The organism is Kastovskya adunca, assembly GCF_059505785.1.
Genome location: NZ_JCACLG010000002.1, coordinates 82,042 through 102,906, shown reverse-complemented (window position 1 = coordinate 102,906; position 20,865 = coordinate 82,042). Strand labels below are relative to the sequence as shown.

The 20,865-nt window shown below is 49.5% G+C and carries 16 protein-coding genes; 6 read left to right on the top strand and 10 right to left on the bottom strand.

The annotated features are described in order from the left end of the window. Positions 1-152: 152 nt before the first annotated feature. Entirely contained in the window at positions 153-2,873 is a 2,721-nt protein-coding gene (locus AC5JR3_RS00995) for a cation-translocating P-type ATPase (protein ID WP_495842136.1), read from the bottom strand. 345 nt (positions 2,874-3,218) lie between these two features. On the opposite strand from AC5JR3_RS00995, the gene AC5JR3_RS00990 reads away from it, so the two are divergent. After that, positions 3,219-3,485: a hypothetical protein gene (locus AC5JR3_RS00990; RefSeq protein ID WP_495842134.1), complete on the top strand. Its 267-nt coding sequence runs from the start codon at positions 3,219-3,221 to the stop codon at positions 3,483-3,485. A 66-nt stretch (positions 3,486-3,551) separates the two neighbouring features. On the opposite strand, the gene AC5JR3_RS00985 is transcribed toward AC5JR3_RS00990, so the two are convergent. From AC5JR3_RS00985 to psbP, 6 genes are all read right to left on the bottom strand, one after another. Continuing rightward, entirely contained in the window at positions 3,552-4,340 is a 789-nt protein-coding gene (locus tag AC5JR3_RS00985) for a hypothetical protein (protein WP_495842132.1), read from the bottom strand. A 93-nt stretch (positions 4,341-4,433) separates the two neighbouring features. Beyond that, positions 4,434-5,294 (bottom strand): DUF8581 family protein, encoded by an 861-nt coding sequence (locus AC5JR3_RS00980; protein ID WP_495842130.1) that lies wholly within the window; start codon positions 5,292-5,294, stop codon positions 4,434-4,436. An 18-nt stretch (positions 5,295-5,312) separates the two neighbouring features. Beyond that, the gene (locus AC5JR3_RS00975; protein WP_495842129.1) at positions 5,313-7,241 is read right to left on the bottom strand and encodes a hypothetical protein; all 1,929 of its coding nucleotides are present in this window, start codon (positions 7,239-7,241) and stop codon (positions 5,313-5,315) included. Positions 7,242-7,315: 74 nt separating this feature from the next. Then, positions 7,316-7,753: a hypothetical protein gene (locus AC5JR3_RS00970; RefSeq protein WP_495842127.1), complete on the bottom strand. Its 438-nt coding sequence runs from the start codon at positions 7,751-7,753 to the stop codon at positions 7,316-7,318. A gap of 688 nt (positions 7,754-8,441) precedes the next feature. After that, positions 8,442-9,044: a Maf family protein gene (locus AC5JR3_RS00965; RefSeq protein WP_495842125.1), complete on the bottom strand. Its 603-nt coding sequence runs from the start codon at positions 9,042-9,044 to the stop codon at positions 8,442-8,444. Between the two features lie 234 nt (positions 9,045-9,278). Beyond that, positions 9,279-9,818, bottom strand: a complete 540-nt coding sequence (psbP, locus tag AC5JR3_RS00960; RefSeq protein ID WP_495842124.1) for a photosystem II reaction center PsbP — start codon at positions 9,816-9,818, stop codon at positions 9,279-9,281. Positions 9,819-10,141: 323 nt separating this feature from the next. Here psbP and AC5JR3_RS00955 point away from each other — a divergent pair, with 323 nt between their 5' ends. Next, on the top strand, positions 10,142-10,939 hold the full coding sequence (locus AC5JR3_RS00955; RefSeq protein ID WP_495842122.1) for a tetratricopeptide repeat protein: 798 nt from the start codon (positions 10,142-10,144) through the stop codon (positions 10,937-10,939). Positions 10,940-10,999: 60 nt separating this feature from the next. On the opposite strand, the gene psb34 is transcribed toward AC5JR3_RS00955, so the two are convergent. The 3 genes from psb34 to AC5JR3_RS00940 all read right to left on the bottom strand — a co-directional run bounded on the left by psb34 (position 11,000) and on the right by AC5JR3_RS00940 (position 14,098). Then, positions 11,000-11,179 carry a photosystem II assembly protein Psb34 gene (gene psb34, locus AC5JR3_RS00950; protein ID WP_495842120.1) on the bottom strand — a complete coding sequence of 60 codons (180 nt, stop codon included), beginning with the start codon at positions 11,177-11,179 and terminating at the stop codon, positions 11,000-11,002. Between the two features lie 144 nt (positions 11,180-11,323). Then, on the bottom strand, positions 11,324-13,354 hold the full coding sequence (gene thiO, locus AC5JR3_RS00945) for a glycine oxidase ThiO (RefSeq protein WP_495842119.1): 2,031 nt from the start codon (positions 13,352-13,354) through the stop codon (positions 11,324-11,326). Between the two features lie 471 nt (positions 13,355-13,825). Next, positions 13,826-14,098: a hypothetical protein gene (locus AC5JR3_RS00940; RefSeq protein WP_495842117.1), complete on the bottom strand. Its 273-nt coding sequence runs from the start codon at positions 14,096-14,098 to the stop codon at positions 13,826-13,828. A gap of 462 nt (positions 14,099-14,560) precedes the next feature. On the opposite strand from AC5JR3_RS00940, the gene AC5JR3_RS00935 reads away from it, so the two are divergent. The 4 genes from AC5JR3_RS00935 (at position 14,561) to AC5JR3_RS00920 (ending at position 20,822) form a co-directional block, all read left to right on the top strand. Then, complete coding sequence (locus AC5JR3_RS00935) at positions 14,561-15,481, top strand: alpha/beta fold hydrolase (RefSeq protein WP_495842115.1); 921 nt, start codon at positions 14,561-14,563, stop codon at positions 15,479-15,481. Positions 15,482-15,731: 250 nt separating this feature from the next. Beyond that, a complete protein-coding gene (locus tag AC5JR3_RS00930; RefSeq protein WP_495842114.1) occupies positions 15,732-17,342 on the top strand; it encodes a SpoIID/LytB domain-containing protein in 1,611 nt (536 codons plus the stop codon). A gap of 430 nt (positions 17,343-17,772) precedes the next feature. After that, positions 17,773-19,437 carry an FAD-dependent oxidoreductase gene (locus AC5JR3_RS00925; RefSeq protein WP_495842113.1) on the top strand — a complete coding sequence of 555 codons (1,665 nt, stop codon included), beginning with the start codon at positions 17,773-17,775 and terminating at the stop codon, positions 19,435-19,437. Further along, positions 19,437-20,822: an ATP-binding protein gene (locus AC5JR3_RS00920; protein WP_495842111.1), complete on the top strand. Its 1,386-nt coding sequence runs from the start codon at positions 19,437-19,439 to the stop codon at positions 20,820-20,822. The genes AC5JR3_RS00925 and AC5JR3_RS00920 overlap by 1 nt, the downstream gene beginning before the upstream one ends. The last annotated feature ends 43 nt before the right edge of the window (positions 20,823-20,865 follow it).

Genomic DNA, 20,865 nt, shown 5'->3' with positions numbered 1-20,865 from the left:
CATAGCAGTCACAAATAGTTTTCGGAGGTGAGATCCCCGACTTCTTCAAGAAGTCGGGGATCTGAGACGCTAGCATCTCAAAATCCTTTTTAATTGATTTGGGTGAGGGCTAAAACTCTTACTACAAACCTTTAATTATTATGCTGTATCCCTTAATTAAGTGGGTCGAAACGATTGACTAAGGCAGCGACTACAATCATTGGCAAACCCACAAGTACGCAGATCAACCATTGATTTAAGTTCAAGGGTGCTGTCTCAAAGAGTTCATTCATCAAGCTCCACTGACTGAAGATGATCTGCAAAATTATCGTAGCGACGATACCAACAACAATGGCGGGAGCACCTGCAATTTTATCAATTTTGCCTCGGAGCTTAGCGACTGTAGTAATCCCTAATTGACTAATGCTTAATAGATAAAAAATTCTCCCGGCTACTAACGCTTGGATTGCCATGGTGCGGGCTAAATCGATATTTCCTGTTTCTCTCCTAACCCATTCAAAAACGCCAAAAATTAGAATCCAATTAAAGACCGAAATTGCCAAGATGCGCTTTAATAGGTTGCCAGAAAGCAAGGGTTGATTGGGGTTACGGGGAGGGCGTTTCATCACCCGTTGTGACTTCGGCTCAAAGGCTAAGGGAACCGTCATGGCAATGGAGTTCACCATGTTGAGCCAGAGAACTTGTAAAGAGAGAATCGGTAAGGCTCTCGCTAGCAGCACGCTAATTACAATCGTCATCGATTCCCCGCCATTTACGGGCAGGATAAAGGCGATCGCTTTGAGCAAATTTCGATAAACTGTACGCCCTTCCTCCACCGCCGCTTCAATGGAGGCAAAGTTATCATCGGTCAAAATCATGTCAGCAGCTTCCTTCGCCACTTCCGTACCTGCGCCCCCCATGGCAATGCCAATATCGGCTTGCTTGAGGGCGGGGGCATCGTTCACCCCATCCCCTGTCATCGCCACGACTTCGCCTTTGGATTGCAGGGCTTCCACCAGACGTAGCTTTTGTTCCGGGGCGACGCGAGCAAATACAGAGCCATCTTCTACGGCATTCGCGAGTTCCTGCTGACTCATTTGGGAAAGGTCTTGTCCCGTAAAGGCGATCGCTTCCCCTTGCCGTTGCAACCCCATCTGAGTAGCGATCGCTCTTGCCGTTACTGCATGATCGCCCGTAATCATCTTGACCTGAATCCCTGCGTCTTGGCAGGCTTCTACCGCACTGATTGCTTCTTGGCGGGGGGGATCGATCATCCCTTGCAATCCCAGGAAAATCAGATCCGCTTCAATATCGGGATGATCGAGAGAATTTTTATCGGCGGCGACATCCTTCTTGGCAAATGCCAGCACCCGTAACCCCTGCTCTGCCATCGCCTCGGCTTCTTGATGTATTGTCCTTGGCTCAATAGCCGTAAGATTTCCTTCATCTAGCATCTGCCGAGAGCGGGAGAGAATTGCCTCGACTGAACCCTTAACGTAAATAGTTCGCTGCGAGGAAGATTGAGTGCCTTCATGTAAGGTTGCCATGTACTGGAACTCAGACTCGAAGGGAATCAGATCGATCCTCGGCATTTCCTCTTCTAAGGAAGGCTGGTTCAATCCCGCTTTGTTGGCAGCCGCAATCAGCGCTCCCTCCGTCGGATCGCCCAAAACCTTCCATTGAGCGTCTTTTACTTCTAAGTGGGAGTCATTGCATAACACTCCAGCCATTAGACATTCCTGAAGAACCGGAGCGCGCTCTAGTTGAACGGGCTTTTCATCTTGTAAAAGTTCACCCTCCGGGTTGTAGCCTGTCCCTGTAACGCTGTAGTGCTGACCCCCAGCATAAATTCCTTGCACCGTCATCTGGTTTTCTGTCAGCGTGCCAGTTTTGTCAGAACAAATAACGGTAGCACCGCCTAGAGTCTCGACGGCTGGTAAATTTCGGACAATCGCATGACGCCGCGCCATGCGGGAAACCCCAATGGCTAGCGTCACGGTGACAACCGCTGGTAAGCCTTCGGGGATTGCACTCACGGCTAAGGCGACAACCGCCTCGAACATGGATATCCAGGTGTTGCCGTATGCCAAACCCACGGCAAAGGTCAGCGTGGCTACTCCCAGAATGATATAGAGCAATTGGCGACTGAATTTATCAAACTTCCGGGTTAAGGGCGTTGTTAAGTTGGTTTGCTGTTCCATTAACTGGGAAATCCGCCCAGTTTCTGTCTCCCCACCAATAGCAACAACAATGCCCCTCCCTTGACCAAAAGTGACGAAGCTGCCAGCATAAGCCATGTTGCGGCGTTCTGCTAAAGGAGCGTCGGGATCGAGGGGTGAGGTGTCTTTTTCAACGGCAACGGATTCACCTGTCAGGGCGGATTCATTGACTTGCAAGCTGCGGATATCAACCAGTCGCAGATCCGCTGGCACCTTGTCTCCAGAAGTCAGCAGCACGAGGTCGCCGGGTACTAACTCTGTAGAAGGAACCTGGACTTTTTGACCATCGCGGCGGATTGTGGCATCAGTTTGGACGGAGGAGGCTAAAGCGGCGATCGCGCTTTCTGCTTTCGCTTCCTGCACAAACCCGATAATGGCGTTAATTAGAGTTACACCCCAAATCACCCAAGCATTAACCCACTCTCCCAGTAACGCTTTAATCGCCCCTGCAATTAGCAAGATGTACAGTAGCGGTTGATTAAATTGCAGGAGAAATCGCACAATGGGGCTTTTTCCAGGTTTCCCTTTGAGTTCGTTTGCCCCAAAACGCTCTCGTCGCTTTGTGACTTCAGCGCCTGTCAAACCCTGATCTAGATTGCTGTCCCAATGCTGAGCAACCTCTGCCGTTGATAGATGGTGCCATTGTGATGACTTGAGCTTTTCTTGTTCTGCCATATTGTTCGTTCCCAATCACCCGGTCAGGTAAATTTAAGGACTAGCGCTCTGAGATACTGCGGTGAGGCGATCGCTACAAAGCTGCCCTATTCCTCTACGGTGGAATAGGAATATGACTAAAAAGTGACACTTTGGTCTGACGCTCTCGAACTATTCCCTCGCTCCACTACCCACGAAAATACGTTGCAAACAAAGTGCGACAGGGGGAATACATGAAGTTATTAGACATTTACTTGCCTAAACAATCAATCTTTTTGTAACTTTGAATACAGAAATATTTTTAAACGTTCATTTATTGGGCTTCAGCCTAAGCAAAGGACGGATACGGATCAAGGAGATTGGTTAATGAAATTAGATTCCCAAAAACCCAAAGTCAGCGCTAAGTTGCGCTTGCACCCCCTCCAGTGGGGATTTGAGACTGACCTTAGCCCCTCAAAGCCAGAGTACAAGGCGGATACCTGGGTACAACTGCAAGAACTACCTAGCCCCTACTGTCAGGACGAAGCACTGCTCCTGTGTCAGGAATCTGAAGATGTGTGGGTGGTCTGGATTCCAGAGCATGGTGAAGCCGTGCTACATACTAGTCAGTTTCATCTAGCAACAGACTGGTAAGAGCTTAGTCTGGTTTTTGTTCCCAATCGGGAGATTGAGCTGAATCCTAGCAGGCGATCGCTATCTTTACAACGTCAGCCGCGCTAAAATCCCTTTGGCAATTCTATGCCTCAGTGACTGATGGGAGAGCAAACCCAACAGCATCTGGCGCACTGTCCATCTCCTCATAAATGGCAGCAACAACAGTAGCAGAGGCTTCAAGACAAGCCGCAAAAGCCAAGAGGCTAGCACAGGTATCAGTAGGGTGATGGGATTAAGAAGTAGGGGCTGAATGTAAGGAATTGCGGCTAGAACAACAGTTAGCACTGATAGCCCCCAAGATATTCCCTCTAACCAGAAGACGATTCTGAGCCGAAGCTGCTGGAGCAGTTGAGCGATCAGCCAGTAGTGAGCCGACACCATCTTCTGACAAAACTGGGGACGCTCTAAACAGTCACTCTTGATTTGGTGAATGATGTCGCCATCCAACGACAGCAAGCTCCGCATGACGGCTTCTTCTAAGACTCCTTGATGATAGTAGGTACAAAACGTCAGCCCAGAGCGGATGCCATTGTCCTGACTGAACAATGTGTGGTAGCGCAAATCCGCCAGCAGTTGACGCGGAATGTAAGTGGTTTGATTGGTTGCTTGGGCGGATTGAATTTCTGCCAAGCTATTGTTGTCTAAATTGAAGCGAATGCCGTAAAAGAGCGATCGCGTTTTGCCAATTTTTTCTTGCTCAAGTTGAATATACGGCTCTAGGTTGAAAGCTTGTCCCCGGTAAGCAGGCTGTGGGCGTAAGGCTTTCGGGAAAGGTCGTGTTCGAGCAGTTATGTGCCGTCCTTTAGTCCGGGCTTTGTTTGATTTTTTACCCATTTCATGCGACCTATTTGAGCCGTAGTTAGTTGTTAGTCTTTTGTGGCTAGAAGGGATTTTATCTAACAAATAACAACCAACAACTAATAACTTTTATTTGGGCGTTCGACCAGGAAAGATATTGATATTAGCACCCCGGTGCAGTGCGGATTGAACTAAACCAACGACAAACTCTAGCAATCCACGCCACTGCCTTTCCCCAGCGATCACACCTTCTTCGTGGACTTTGAGAATTAAGTCTTTGTGAGGATGGTCAAAGACTTGCTGGCTGTAGCGGTTGATGATGTCGCCATCAAGCTGAATGATAGTTTGAGCATAGATCATGTCAGTTTTGACCGACTTTTCAATAAATTCGGGTTTGACAGGGTTGGGTAACTCATATTCCCGTCGTAGAAGAGCTTTGTTGCGGTTATCTAGGGCGGCTTTAAGTTCGCCAATCTTACGCAAGCTGCGGAGAAAATTACTGTCACTTAGTACCCGATGCACCTGTAAAAGATCTTCTGAATTGGTGGGTGCTAGAGAATCTGGGAGATGCGTCTGCAACTGTTCCAGCTCGATGCTTGGGTTAATCAGGATGGGGCAATCGGTGGGGGAAATCGTAGGGTCGTAAAGACCGGAACTGGGGTCAGTCAGGAGTAGGGTGTACTCTAGTTCTAGATGGCGGCGGAGATCGATATAGCGCTCGCGCAAGGATTCATGTACCTCTTGCTGCTCTAGATAGTTGCGGTTAATTTGATAAACATCTCGGTAAGTTTCCCAAGGAATGAACTTTTCCCCGCTGATTTGCTCCACGATCATTGTGTTCACTTCCAATGCCGTGATGTCAATGAGTACTCCCCCCAAAGACTGCAAAAAATCATCCAACATTCGACTCAACCCCGGAGTCACCTGTCTGCTACTGCTATTAGATAGGGGGGCAAGTTCTTGGCGATTTTGTCTTCTTGTATTAGCCATCGTCAACCTCTAATGTTCCTAGTTGTTCTCATTGGGATAGCGATCGGGTGACGGTGAGGGAGGCATTCTTTGTTCTTCCTCAGACATTAAAGGGATGGATGGGTCATGGTTCGGGGGGGTTTGCTCTTCTAGCCCATTATCTTGCCAGCTAAACTCCTCACTCTCTTCCTCAGAAAGTTCCTCCTCCAATCCATCAAACAACATCTCGATGGGGTTATCATACCGAGGCTCGGAGCGATCGCCTGATTCTGTCATTGGCAAGAAGCGATCCAACTCATCTAAAGGGCTGTCCTTTGTCGGTTCACCCAAGTCATCAACACCTCTATCTTTTGCAGACTCCACTACCGGATAAGGTTCCAGTTCCTCCACAGAAAAGCTTTCCCAGTCCTCATCTTCATCCAACTCTGGTGTGGAATGATTGAGGGCAGATGACACCCCAAACGGATCGTCATCCGCGTCTATCCCAAACTCATCCCACTCTTCCTCCGCTTCCAAATCTAGAGAATCGAGGCTCGGAACTGCCTCACTAGGTTGAGCAGGTGCTGGTAATTCTTCCCAATCATCCCAGTCCTCATCAGCTTCCAAATCTAGAGAATCTAAATTGGGAATGGATGCTTCCGGTGTCATCGATTTAACCTCAGCATCAATCGGCTCTTCCCAGCCCTCATCGTCAGGGGCGTCTGACGCTTCCTCTTCAGGCAATAACTCCAAATCCTCTAGGGAGAAGATTTCCCAGTCCTGATTATCCTCCTGGTGTGCCGCCGCGACATCAGGGGATAGTTCCAGTTCCTCTTGCTCTTCCACCATATCTCCCCAATCTTCGTCATCATCCCACTGTGCGGCTGACTCACCCGGTGGGATAACAGGTAAAGACTCCAGCAAATCTAAAACTGAGTCATCCCAGTTATCTTCCTCCTCTTCCTCTTCCAAATACAATTCATCGGCTATCGGCGCTCCATTTAGGGTTGGTTCTGCGGGGAAAGCCGTTGGCTGCGTTTCCTCTTCCTCAGTCACCAGAGATTCGACTACAGCTTCTGGTAGCTCGGTTACCAACTCAGCCCTATGAGCGATCGCCCAATCGTCTTCCTCGCTCGGCGTCTCTTCCGGTGCAGTTATCTCTGTATCTGTAAAAACTGCCACCTCTGGAGCTGGAGAAGAAACATCTTCCTCCCTAAAGGTTTCTTCTGGGGAAGCCACCTCTGTATCTATAAAGGCTTCCACCTCTGGAGTGGTAGTAGAGAGGTCTTCCTCGCGCGGCGTTTCTTCCGGTGCGATCGTAATATCCAGTTCTGGATACTCCACCACCGGAGCGCTAGTGAAGACATCGACTTCCCTCCCTGTTTCTTCTGGGGAAACCGGGTTATCTGTGCGGGTAAAAGATTCAATAACTGGGGCAGTGTCGAAAAAATCTTCCTGACTGAATGACTCTTCCGGAGCTGGAGTTATACCCATCTCAGGGAATGGCTCAACCACCGGGACAGTACTAAAAGAGTCTTCCGGTGCGGAGGTCGTAGCATCGGTGTCGAGCAACAACTGATCTTGCAGGAATAGCTGATCCGGCTCAATAACAGATTCACCAAGACTCTGCTGCCGCATCATCGCTAGCACCCCAAACAGCTTTTCTAAGCTTTTGAGGTTGTTTTGAATCGTTTGACCACCTTTGGCAACTTGTTCTGTGTGAAACTGGCGCAGCTCTCTGTAGGGCCCGTTGCCAATGAATTGGTCGCCCACCTCGTTTTCAATATCGCCCTCCATCATATTGATGCGAGTGCGGAGGCGATGACCGGGTTTGGCGTGGTCTGGCTCTCCTGTTTGTGCAGCATCACCATCAATTGAGGCTACCCAGGTGGTAATTTTCAGCTCAATGGCTTCGCTCAGTGCTAGCGCCAACGCTTCAGTCAAGTTGCCTGCTTTAAGTTTTTGTTTGAAGTCGTCGCTCGACGCCATGATGCTATTTTTCCTAAAGGTGGGCGGTGGGCTAGCCAAACAGTAAAAAATTTGCGCTCTAATTCCTGCTAAGTTTACGGCAAGTTATCTCGACTAGAAGGCGGAAGGACAGGATTACCATCAGTTAGTCGGTGTGATGACCCAGGCATTTGAGCCAGAGTGTTATTTAAAACAATAAATAGCTGTTGCAAGTTTTGCAGGTTTTGCTGAATGATTTGCCGCCCTGCCAGAACTTGTTGGTTATGGAATTGTCGCAGTTCGGTGTAGGGCCCATTGCCGATAAACTGGCTGCCGACCTCGTTTTCAATATCACCATCTATGATGTTCATGCGGGTTCGCATCCGGTAGCCAGGAGCCGGAGAATTGACTGGTTCTGAGCTATCCGTATCTGAGTCTGCGGTGGAAACCCAGGTGGTAATTTCTAACTCTACGGCTTCACTTAGCGCCAGGGTTAGAGCCTCTGGAATCTTACCCGATGTGAGTTTCTCTTTAAAGTCGTCGCTGATTGTCATAAGGAGTCTCTCTTTCAGCCATTCAACTAGCATCAGGGTAGACCGAAGTGCCTTGAATGTGACATCCTCGTACACTGAATCAAAGATTACAGCGTAGGCTTCCCCACCTCACGATGGAGATTTCTTGGTTATTTCCCTTACGGGTATTTCACCACTTGCCTAGAGCCGCCTTATGGCTTACTCTCCGGCAGACCGATTGCCCAAGCAGTTTCCGTTCCGCACAGCCCATGCGTACTGATTACCAATCGAAACTTTTGTCGAAAGGAAATAGACCTACATACTGTGAAGTTTTTACCCAACCACAGCGTCAAGACTATCGCGCTCAACTTTTCTGGTTGGAACCCCCTAACTTCAGTTTTCCAGGTTCAAACTCGTTTATGCCGTTTGCGCTGTTCACCACGTTTCTAAGACGTGTTCGTTTGAGTCAAGGCAACCGTTAGTTATCCGGTATGTCAACGTTACCACTGATTGAACGTATCGACTTGTTAACTTTGGGGACATCGAGTCCCCTAAAATTAACAAGGGGCAGTCCATGTATCCACGCGCGAAATCAGAGATTATGGTGGGGGTATTATCGCTCCCCTTACCCCCTCATTTAGATAACAAAACTGCACGTAACCTTTACAAATGATTGGAGAGATGGGGAGAGAAGACTAATTAGCGCTAGCGATTAGCCATTGGCGATGAACTAATGATTTTCTTGCCAAAAGTCGGTAACTTTGTAGCCTAGCTCGCCGAGCATCTGGCGCAGTAGGGGTAGGCTGAGACCGATGACGTTACTGTGGCAACCTTCGAGTTTTTCCACAAAAAATCCACCTTTACCTTCTAGGGCGAAGTTGCCAGCGCATTTGAGGGGTTCGCCTGTAGCAACGTAAGCCGCGATCTCTTCGTCACTCACATCGGCAAAATGCACTTTGGTGATGCCGCAGCGTACTAGAGTTTTATCTTGAGAATGGTCGATGATTGCATGACCTGTGTAGAGACTGCCGATTGTACCGCGCATCTGCTGCCAACGCGCGATCGCTTCTGCTGTATCCGCAGGTTTACCATAAATCTCTCCCCCCACGCTCAACACGGAATCACAGCCCAAAATCAAGCCCTCGCTAAATTGCTCTGCCACCGTCTGGGCTTTGTTCAGTGCTAAGGTTTCCACTAACCTCTGAGGATCGCTCAACTGCACTGTTGACTCATCAAAGTCACTGACGCGAACGACAGGGTCAATTCCCCCCGTTTGTAACAACCGTTTACGAGCAGGAGATGCAGAAGCTAAGACAAAGATAGGAATGGTCATCTGTCTAAAGTTAGAACATTGGCAAGTTGAAGGAAGGGAGCCGGGGAGCGGGGGAGCCGGGGAGCAGGGGAACGGGGGAGCGGGGGAGCAGGGGAGCGAGGGAGAGAAAAATCGATGACGATTAGCCATTACTCCAATCGCCTATTTCACCCTTCATACCTCATACTTCATACTTCACCCTTCACCCTTCATACTTTCTTCCCTACTCACCGACTCAGCACTTTGTCTTCCTTGCTAGTAAACAGAGAAAGACTTTGCCATTATCTCGAAGGTGTCATGAACTTTGCGCCAGCGTTGGTTGGTGGTAGAGGCGTTAAGGGTAAAGAGTTTGCCTCGACTGACTGCAACACTGGCGATGTCGTGGCGATTTTGGTTGGGAAGTTTTACCTCGTATTCCAGGAGATAATATTCGTGGTTGCCGTTGATGTGGGATTGGGCGTTGACGAGTTCCGCTGTTCGGTTGGAATTCGGTGGAGCGATCGCGTTTTTTTGCAATTGGTAGCCGACTTCACTGGGAGTCCCCAAATCTGCTAAGGTTTGGTTCTCTGGTACAGGACTGATGACTACTGAAACGTTTTCTGTGCGCTCAATGATGTCATGTAAGACAACATCTGGCCCATCACCTACTTCAACTACTTGCCAGCCGTTCGGGTAGAGAAACTGGTAGCCCTTAGTGCTATCGACATAACTTTTTAAGCCACTGACTCCGGTAGCGCAACCATGCAGGCTCACGCTCAATACGACCAGCAGTGAGGCAATGATGGTTTTGAGCATTTCCTTATTCCTTCAATCGCAGCTATTTTAATTGTCCCATCTTTAGTATCTTCTCCGGACAAAGGAGTGGCATTGAGTAATTAGCAGATGCCGCTTGCTAGTTCGCTAAAAATAGTAACTAAAGGGGGGTCTGTCGTGGAATTCAGTAGGATTGAAAGTACAGTTGACAAAAACTGAGTTGCTCTTTCAACGGTCTTAGCTAAACCCTGCCCAGTTGAGAGTGTGGCATATTTACTGAAGACACTCTTACTTTTACGCTATAGCATCAAACAGATCAAATGGTTTTAAAGACGCTGTTTGTTTGCTGATGTTGGAGAAACACCATGAAAATTACTAATCGAGCGATCGCACTTTCTGGCTTTGCTGCTGTGTTGCTTGGACTTGCGCCCGGTGTTCGCGCCCAGTCTCCCCTCCGTCCCCAGAAGATTTTAATTGCTCAAGCGGCGGAGCAACTCACGGCAGTGGAATTGTACAACCAAGGTGTCGATCATATTGATGCTGGCAAGTACACCGAGGCGATCGCTAGCTTTGAGCAGGCACTAAAAATTAAGGCTAACGATGCGGATACTTTCTACAACCGGGGGTATGCCCATCACGCTTTAAAAGATTATGCCGCCGCTATTGAGGATTACACTCAGGCAATTCGACTCAATCCAAATTTTGAGCAAGCCTACAGTAACCGAGGTTATGCTCAGTACGTCTTGAAAAATTACCAAGAAGCGATCGCGGACTCCACTAAAGCCATTGCGCTCAATCCTGACAATGACACAGCCTACCTCAGCCGGGGGAATGCCTACGATGAACTCAACAATCATCAAGCCGCTTTTGATGATTACGATCAGGCAATCTTCCTCAACCCTAATAACGGGATGGCTTACTACAACCGAGGGTTAGCTCGTAATCGCCTTGAGCAGCATCAAGCCGCCCTTGACGACTACACCGAAACCATTCGCTTAGAGCCGGAATTTGCCGAAGCCTTCTACAATCGCGGCGTTACTTACCTTCAGGTCAATGACAATCAAAAGGCGATCGCTGATTTGCAAAAAGCGGCGGAGATTTTTAAAAAGCAAGACAGGACTGAAGAACACCAGAAGGCGATAGAGATTATTAAAACGCTGTAATCGCCACCAGATGCCTAAAACTGCAATACGCTTTTGCTGTATTACAGGATATCGCCACTGTTAGCTGATAGCAGACGCCGAAATAGCCACAAAAACTAAGCCACCCAGTAAAACTAAAGCCACCATACCGAGCACAATGTAGTTGCGCTGTTGATTCTTGGTTGGTGGCTCTGATGTATAAACTTTTGGCTCTCTGGCAAAGTTATTTAATAATCCGCCTTCTTCTTCGGTATAGGGCATGAATAATACCTACGTTATTTTCTTATTAAGCTAATTTAACAAAAAATAGTATAAGTACTCTACTTCTTTGGAAATAAATCTTTACGAAGTTGGAGAGGGTTAGAGGTTCGAGGCATAGTTACCCCTCACCCCTTAACCATTACCTCAATTGCCAACGGTGCCTGTGAGGGGAGAACTAGCAGTTGCGTAGATTTTGATAGGGATGCGACCCGACAGATAAGCCAGACGCCCAGCTTGGGTTGCCATACCCATAGATTGACCCATGGCGACAGGATTTTTTGCCATAGCGATCGCGCTATTGATCAATAAGGCATCGGCTCCTAGTTCCATCGAGTAAGCGGCTTCACTAGGCGTGCCAATTCCAGCATCAACCACCACCGGGACATTAGCTTCCTCAATAATGATTTCGATATTGGCAGCATTCTTAATGCCCTGTCCAGAACCAATCGGCGAACCCAAGGGCATCACCGTTACACAACCCAGCTCTTCTAGGCGCTTGGCTAAGAGGGGATCAGCATTGATGTAGGGCAACACCGCAAACCCTTCCTTAACCAATTGTTCCGCCGCTTCCAAGGTGCCAATCGGATCGGGTAGCAGGTATTTCGCGTCAGGAATGACTTCCAACTTGACAAAATTATTGTCTTCTTGCCCTAATAGCTTCGCCATCTCACGTCCTAACCGTGCCACCCGCACAGCTTCCTCTGCGGTTTTACAGCCAGCAGTATTCGGCAACATCCAAAGTTTTGTCCAATCTAGGGCTTCCGCTAGTCCTTCATGACCCGCCGCCTTAGTCTGCACGCGACGCACGGCGACGGTGACAATTTGACTGCCACTGGCGGCAATACTTTGCTGCATTTGCTCAAGAGTCTGATACTTACCCGTACCCGTCATCAAGCGCGAACGAAACTTCCGCCCAGCGATGATTAGCGGGTCAGTTAGTTCAGTTTCAACGGTAGGGGAGTCAAAAGTTGGAGTAGAAAAAGTTAGTGGCATTGGAGTTGGAGTTGCTTCAGGGGAAGAAAGATGGCGGCTGACAAAAGCCGGATTTTTACCGTTGGAGGCGACACTTCCTTGCTCAGTTTTATAGAACCGGGAATGGTGAAAATGCTCCAACAAGGGGTCAGGCTTTTGCTGTTCAATTAGGTCACAGATGAGAGTTGCCGTGATGGGAGCTAGTAAAATTCCGTTGCGGTAGTGACCTGTCGCAAAAATTAAGTTTTCGCAGGAACCTTGCCCCAAAATGGGCAATTCATCCGGTGTCGCCGGACGAAACCCCCACCACATTTCTTGAATCGACCAGTGGCGCAAGTCGGGGTAGAGGCGACTTGCGGATTCGAGCAAGCTTTGAATTCCTGCAGGAGTGTTATGGGGAGTCCAGCCGACATCCTCACTCGTGGCACCAATAATCAGTCGTCCATCGCGGCGCGGTACCAGATAGGTTTCCGGCGCAAATAGTATCCGCTGCAACGGCAAGCTTTCGTTGTCACCTTTGGGCATCTGCAACGATAGCATTTGTCCTTTTTTCGGACTCACGGGAATCGGTAACAGTTGCTGCGACCAGGCTCCGGTGGCAAGTATGTAATGGCGAGCGCGAAATTCACCCACCGCCGTTCTCACTGCCACAACTTGCCGATTTTGCTGCTCAATCGCTTCGACGCTGACGCCTTCAGTGAGGTCTACGCCCTGTTCTTGGGCAGCTAGTCTCAGTGCTTTTAAAAGAGCACGATTGTCTACTTGAGCGTCTTCGGGATACCACCATCCGCCAACAACATCCGCCCCCAAACCGGGTTGATACAGGTGAATTGCCGGAGAATCTAACCATTGCCGAACGCTGTTGTCGTTATCGGCACGATGGCTAGCGGTTAGGGCGGGGGTGTCGTAGACGGGGGCAAGAATACCACAGGGCCAGTAGCCCGTGGTCATGCCTGTGATTTGTTCGAGCTTGTAGACCCACTCTGGATACAACAAGCGCGACGCACGGCACAACTCCAGCATGGGACTAGAGGAAATCTCTTCGGCTTGGGGGGCAAGCATCCCAGCAGCAGCATGAGCAGTCGCCGCACTAAAGTCTCGACTGAGAACGGTGACTGTTGCACCACGTCGTTTTAATTCAACGGCGATCGCCAAACCGATAACGCCGCCGCCAATAATGAGAATGTCACTGACTGCGTTCATGTTTTCTTCTGGCAGGAGACTCCCGTTATAATCCTTGATTTAAGATTTAACGGGAGAGGAATGCCAGACCGACCTGTAGGTTTGCAATTGGACTTGGATCAAGGCGGGGTGGTCGCTGAGTCTAGCCGAAGCGTTGAATAAATTTTGGAGATAATCCAGTATTCAACTGTGTTTGTTGGTTTCCCAACTACCCCTCGCGCCTTCTTAACGCCGATTCCCAACAACTGATTGGGTCAAAGAGTTTGTCCGAGCTTGGGTGCTACCCGGAAGTCTGTAAGCGTCAAGAACTCGTGCGCTATTCAGCTTGCTTTCCGCTTGAGGTTCAGTGGTTCCTCGCAAGCTCCCGCCAAATCGAAGATTATGACGGGAGAAGCTGACGTTTTAGTAGAGACGTATTATTTCACGTCTTTACAGTTATTAGTTCCTTTCTTCAAACTAGAAAGCAATAACTAAAAATTCAAGGGGTACTATCTACCATAGTGCCTGAATCGGGGCATCGTTGCTTGTCGGTTGGGGTTGTTCAAAAGAATCGTTAGGCGGTTGTTGATAACCTGTCGCTGGCACAGGTGCCGCTGGTTCTAGTGTTGGTGAGGAGGTTGGTTCTATTGTAGGAGAAACCCCTGGCTCTTCTGTTGGGGGGCTTTGACTAACGCTGGAAAAGGGAGAACGCCAGCCAAAGACGGCTCCCACCACTAGACCAACGGCGATCGCAATCAGTGCTAAATTCAGAAGTTGTTTTGCCACCCTATTTTTCTCTCGGCGATAATGCGGCTGATGTTTACTCTCTGCGGGTGTCTTTTGTCCATCCCAGACTATACAATCTTTTGCCGGAGTGCCACCTCAACTCCAGAGCTGTAGCTATTGTCTCTAAAATTGCTATCGTTATTGCTCATTCTTGAGGAGTGATTTTGTCTGAATACTGATTCTTGAGAATGACGCCTTGAATCTTCCGAAATAAAGCACGGGTACAACAAAGGACAAGCGATCGCCCTACAAATCCCAATTTTGGACTATTTCCCAGCCCGACTCGCTATAGATGCGCCAAGGACGGCAGGTACTATAAAGTAATTTAAAAATCTTCACAAAACTGCCGTGACTACACAACAGCTAATCCCAATTTTGGACTATTTCCCAGCCCGACTCGCTATAGATGCGCCAAGGACGGCAGGTACTATAAAGTAATTTAAAAATCTTCACAAAACTGCCGTGACTACACAACAGCGAACGTTAGCAAACACCTATGACAAGCTTTTCTGGACTTGGAAAGGGTACAAAATCCAATACACCGTCGTCGGTACGGGTAAGCCGTTAGTGCTGATTCATGGCTTCGGTGCCTCTATCGGACACTGGCGCAACAATATCTTTCCCCTCGCCGCCGCAGGGTATCGCGTATTTGCCATCGACCTACTAGGCTTTGGTAATTCCGAAAAACCCCCCTTAGACTACAGCCTAGAGTTGTGGCAAGAGCAACTTAAGGATTTCTGGACAGAACACATCCAAGAACCCGCCGTGTTTGTCGGCAATTCTATCGGTGCTTTGTTGAGCCTGATTGTTGTGACGGAGCATCCTGAAATTGCCGCAGGTGCTGTCTTGATTAATGGTGCTGGGGGACTGAATCACCGTCCTGAAGAGTTGAACTTTCCCCTAAGCTTAGTGATGAAAGGCTTCACCACGCTTGTCAGTTCCCCAGTGGTCGGCCCTTTTTTGTTTAATCGCATCCGTCAAAAAAGCCGGATTCGGAATACCCTGCGCCAGGTTTACCGCAATCCAGACGCGATCGCGGATGAATTGGTGGAAATGATTTACGCGGCGGCTAATGATGTTGGCGCACAACAAGTATTTGCCTCCGTGCTAACAGCACCCCCAGGCCCGACTCCGGCACAGTTGTTACCGAAGGTGGAGTGTCCGCTATTGATACTGTGGGGAGAAGAAGACCCTTGGACACCGATCGCAGGAGCGAAAATTTACCAGCAACTTAGCGAACAGCGCCAGGATGTCGAATTTACTACAATTCCTGATGCGGGTCATTGCCCCCATGATGAACGACCAGAACTCGTCAATTCACTGATCGCCACCTGGTTGAAGCAGTGGGAGGCGACTGAGGCGAATCCTGGAGTTTCTAGTTAAGGGAACACTCAATAAATCAATCGGGTCTAGGCAAGAGTGCGATCGCGCTGCAATTTGCTCTCAGCGTGACGCCAGATCACAGGCGTTACTACACAATAAGCTTTTGACCCTGTTATCTGGTCGGTTAATTATGAAAAACAAATCATTGTCTTTTTCTTGAGGAAGTGTTCTATCCTGAGATAGCTGAAGCCGCAATGTATTTGTGCATCAAGGAAGATTGTCGCTAGGGACGGGAATTGTGACTATCCAAATGAAAAAACCCTTGCACCATGGGTTTCGGGCAGTTTTAGCAACATTTTGTATTCTGGGGCTGACTGGCGTATCTAGCCCAGAAGCAAAAAGCGAAGAACTAGACCTGAAAATTGGGGTGATGCAGCGATTTGGGGATGAGCCGACCGATCAGTTACTGCTAAAAGCAACACCAGGCGATCGCCTCACCGTCCGCTATATGGGCGGCGATATGCAACCCAAAAGCTTGCAAACCGACAGCATCACAGTAGAAACGGTAATGCAAGCGCTTCCTGCTCCCGTGCTAGAGGAGCGTTTAGTCCTCAGCAGTCACGGAACCTTTGAAACGGCGGAAGACGATGCCGACCAGTGGCGAAAACAAGGAATCGAAGTCGAGATTGCCCAGCCGGAACGCTGGGAGGTTTGGGCAAAACGGGATGTCTACAGTACTCCTTTACTACGACGATTGCTGCTGCAAAGTCTCCAATCTCAAGGCGTTGCAACCGCTCGTCTCGATACTGAAATTGTGCAACAAGTTCCACGGGTGTCCTTTGTTGTCGATGGCTATCGCTACACCCGCTCTCAGTTAGACATTTCCAGCGACAAAAATCTTGTTCAGGTCAGTACGGGTAAGCAAGACCGTAATCCTCATTTGTATCCTGGTAGCCTGCGCCTGCAACAGAACGCCTACGGCACTTATACCTTAGTCAATCAGGTGCCGATTGAAAGCTACCTGCGAGGGGTGATCCCGCACGAAATTGGCACTGGCGCACCCTATGCCGCTATTGAGGCGCAAACGATTCTTGCCCGTACCTATGCCCTACGAAATGTTCGCCGTTTTGCGGTCGATAATTACCAACTTTGTGCCGATACTCACTGCCAAGTTTACAGAGGACTAGGTGATACGCTACCCGCAGCAGATCGGGCGATCGCTGCCACGGCAGGCAAGGTGCTCACCTATAACAATGAGTTGGTGGATGCCCTCTATTCCTCCACCACAGGCGGCATCACTGCACCCTTTAGCGATGTCTGGAATGGGGCAGAGCGTCCTTATCTACAAGCAATTATAGATTCCCCCAATGCTGTCTGGAACTTGGCTCAAAAGCCCCTAGGCTCTGAGAAAAACTTCCGCGACTTTATCAACTTAAAGCAAGGATTTAACGAAACAGGTAGAGATGCTTTCCGCTGGCGCAGACAAGAAACCCTTGAAAAGACTGCCGAGCATTTAAAACTCTATCTCACCCGCACTCGTCATCCGCTTGCCAATTTCACAAAGATTACGCAAATGCAGGTGATGGAGCGATCGCCTGCCGGACGTGTCCTCAATCTCGCCGTCCAAACCGATAAAGGGGTTGTCGAACTCACTAAAAACGAAGTCCGTAGCGCTCTGGGCCCTCCCCGTAGCACCCTCTTCTACCTGGAACCCGTCTATGACGCTAATAAAGTCCTCACAGGTTATGCCTTTGTGGGTGGAGGCTTCGGACATGGCGTTGGTATGAGCCAATATGGTGCTCACAACTTAGCCAAGCTGGGTTGGACAGGAGCGCAGATTATTGACTTTTACTATCCCGGAACCACAATTCAACCGATTAGTGACGCGGTCGTCTTTTGGCGGCAAAATTCTCCTTTTTGAACCTTAACTGCATAAAAAGAGATAACTAGGGCTGTGTTAGGCATTATCTACCCAGCCTTTTAATGTCAGTTTAGTGAATGAACAACAAGGCTCTTTTTAATAGATTAGGTAGAAAGACAAGACAGCGATCGCTAATTAAATAAGTTTAATTACAGATAACTTTTTAGTGATTTACTATACATTTTCTTGAATCTAAATCGTAATCCGGAAAACTTGACAATAACGGTACACTTACTATCAAGGTAAAAAACACAGATTGTTTAATTCCGGAGAATAAGAAAGCGCTCTAATCCAGACTTCTAATCGCAGCAGTAGAGCAATTTACGGTAAAGAGACAACGTTTATTAGCAATTTATTAACGATTTAGCGTGCTCAAGCAGACGATCGCGAGCTAGCGCGCACTTTGCAACCTACAAAAAATTAGGAACTCATGGCTAAACCTGTACTCTTCACAGTGGACGACGACCCAGAAGTGTTGCGGGCAGTTGCCCGTGACTTGCAACGCGAGTACGGAAACCGCTTTCGGGTCATCCGTGCGGATTCTGGCACAACCGCCTTGGAAACGCTGGAACAGTTGAAATTACGCAACGACCCCGTAGCGTTGTTTTTAGTCGATCAGCGGATGCCGCAGATGAGCGGTGTGGAGTTCCTCGAACAGGCACTTCCCCTGTTCCCAAAGGCGAAACGGGCGTTGCTCACCGCCTATGCGGATACTGACGCCGCCATCCGCGCCATCAATACCACCCATATCGATTACTACTTGATGAAGCCGTGGGACCCGCCGGAAGAGCGTTTGTACCCGGTACTCAACGATTTACTTGATGACTGGCAAGCGAGTTTTCGTTCCCCCTTTGAAGGCATTCGCGTCATTGGCGATCGCTGGTCGCCTTATTCCCATCAAGTCAAAGACTTCCTCGCCCGCAATCAAATTCCCTACCAGTGGTTAGACATCGAGCAAGAGGTAGAGGCACAACGTTTAGTGAGCTACGCTGATTGCCCAAACCGTAAACTGCCCTTAGTACTCTTTCCTGATGGTTCCCAGCTCATCCAGCCCACAAATGTGCAAATTGCCGAAAAAATTGGGCTGCGAACCCAGGCAGAAAAACCCTTTTACGACCTTGTGATCGTCGGTGGCGGGCCTGCGGGTTTGGCGGCGGCGGTTTATGGGGCATCAGAGGGGTTGCGGACGGTGATGATCGAACGAGAAGCCCCCGGTGGGCAAGCTGGAACCAGCTCCCGGATTGAAAATTACTTGGGCTTTCCTTCGGGGCTAAGTGGTGGAGATTTGGCGCGTCGTGCTGTCACTCAGGCGAGACGCTTTGGCGTAGAGATTCTCAGCCCGCAGGAAGTAAAGAACCTCCGCACCGAGGATAATTATCGACTCGTAACGCTGAGTGATGGCAAGGAAATTAGCAGTCATACTGTGATGCTGGCGCTGGGTGTGTCATGGAAGCGGCTGAACGTGCCAGGGATGGAGCGGCTGACGGGGGCAGGGGTGTACTATGGCGCGGCGCAGACGGAAGCGATCGCCTGTAGTGGAGAAGATGTCTACGTTATTGGTGGGGCAAACTCGGCCGGACAGGCGGCGATGTATTTTTCCCAGTATGCCCGCCAGGTGACGATGTTGGTGCGGGGCGACTCTCTCACCAAGAGCATGTCGCAGTATCTAATTGACCAAATCGAGGCGACGGAAAATATCACCATTCAACTCCATTCCAGCGTGGTTGAAGCCAAAGGGGAGATGAGCTTAGAAGCGATCGCCATTCAAAATTCCCTCACAGGCGACACGCAAGTCGTCTCCGCCACCTCCCTATTCATCTTTATCGGTGCCGTTCCCCATACCGATTGGTTAGACGGTGTGGTATGGCGAGATCAGCGCGGCTTCATCTTAACGGGAGCTGACTTAGCGCCCAATGGCAGCCGTCCCAAGGGATGGACTTTAGACCGCGACCCTTACTTACTAGAAACTAATGTCCCTGGCGTCTTTGCCGTCGGAGACGTGCGTCACGGTTCAGTCAAGCGAGTGGCGTCGGGCGTTGGCGAGGGTTCAATTTGCGTTCAGTTTATCCATCAATATCTCAGCAAGGTGTTGTAATGCTCGACATCGAAACGTTGCGCCAAGTGCCACTCTTCGCGCAATTACCCGAAACGCAATTGCAGTGGCTAGTAGAACAGGGGAAAGAGGTATGGCGAGAGCCTGGTGAAATTCATCGCGCCCAAGGAGATCCGGCAGAGCATGTTTTTGTCCTCCTAGAAGGTCAGGTTCGGGTTTATCAGAAGGTGGGCGAACAAGAGGTCGTCCTGGCGACCTACGAACCGCCAGACTTGTTTGGCGAGTTGCCCCTTTTGACGGGTGAAGAATACTTCTGGGCAAGCGGACGCGCCGTGACGCGTTCCCGCGTTTTTGAGTTGCCCAACGATGCCTTTTGGCGCTTGCTCTCCACTTGTTCTTGCGTGACTACGGCGATTCTCCGCACGATGGCGCAGCGGATGCAAGACGTGCAGACCTTATTTCAGCAGCGGGAAAAGCTAGCCGCCCTCGGCACCTTAGCCGCAGGTTTGGCGCACGAGATGAATAATCCTGCCGCTGCTGTGACGCGGGGCGCAAGAAACTTGGAAGAGGTTTTTCAGGAGTTGCCCTGCCTTGCCCTGAAGCTGAATCAGCAGCCTTTGACCCCTGCCCAGTTTGGCTTTATTGCCGACTTACAGCAGGAGGTGACACAGGCTCTCAACCAGACTCAGCTCGATCCCCTGACGCAAAGCGATCGCGAAGATCAGGTAGCCCAGTGGCTGGAGGCACGCCATGTGAGCGATAGCTGGAAACTTGCCCCAACCTTAGTAGCCGCCGGACTGGATACTCAGTGGCTGGACGACGTTGTAGAACATATAGAACCCGATTCGCTCTCGCCTGTACTGGGCTTTTTAACAGCATCGCTAACCGGGGTGGGGTTGTTGAATGAAATTGAGCAAAGTTCTTCGCGCATCTCCCAACTCGTAAAAGCGATTAAAGACTACTCCTACATGGATCAAGCGCCACTGCAAGAGGTGGACGTGCATGAAGGGTTAGAAAGTACCTTAACGATCTTGAGTCATAAGCTCAAGCAGGGCGTAGTTGTGACGCGGGAATACAACGAGAGCTTGCCGCGTATCAGTGCCTACGGTAGCGAACTAAACCAAGTGTGGACCAACTTAATTGATAACGCGATCGCGGCGATGGAGGGCAAAGGTCAGCTTTGGGTTCGCACTTGGCGCGAGTATGACCATCTGCTAGTGGAAATTGCCGACAACGGGCCAGGTATTCCACCAGAAATCCAGCCCCGCATTTTTGAACCCTTTTTCACCACCAAAGGCGTAGGGGAAGGCACTGGGTTGGGGTTAGATATGACCTACCGCATTGTCGTTAGCAAGCACAAGGGCAACATCTGCTTCACCTCCAAACCTGGCGACACCCGCTTTCAAGTTCGATTGCCGATTAATTAATCTCCAAAATCGACAAAACCTTTGTCTAATCAACCCTATCGGA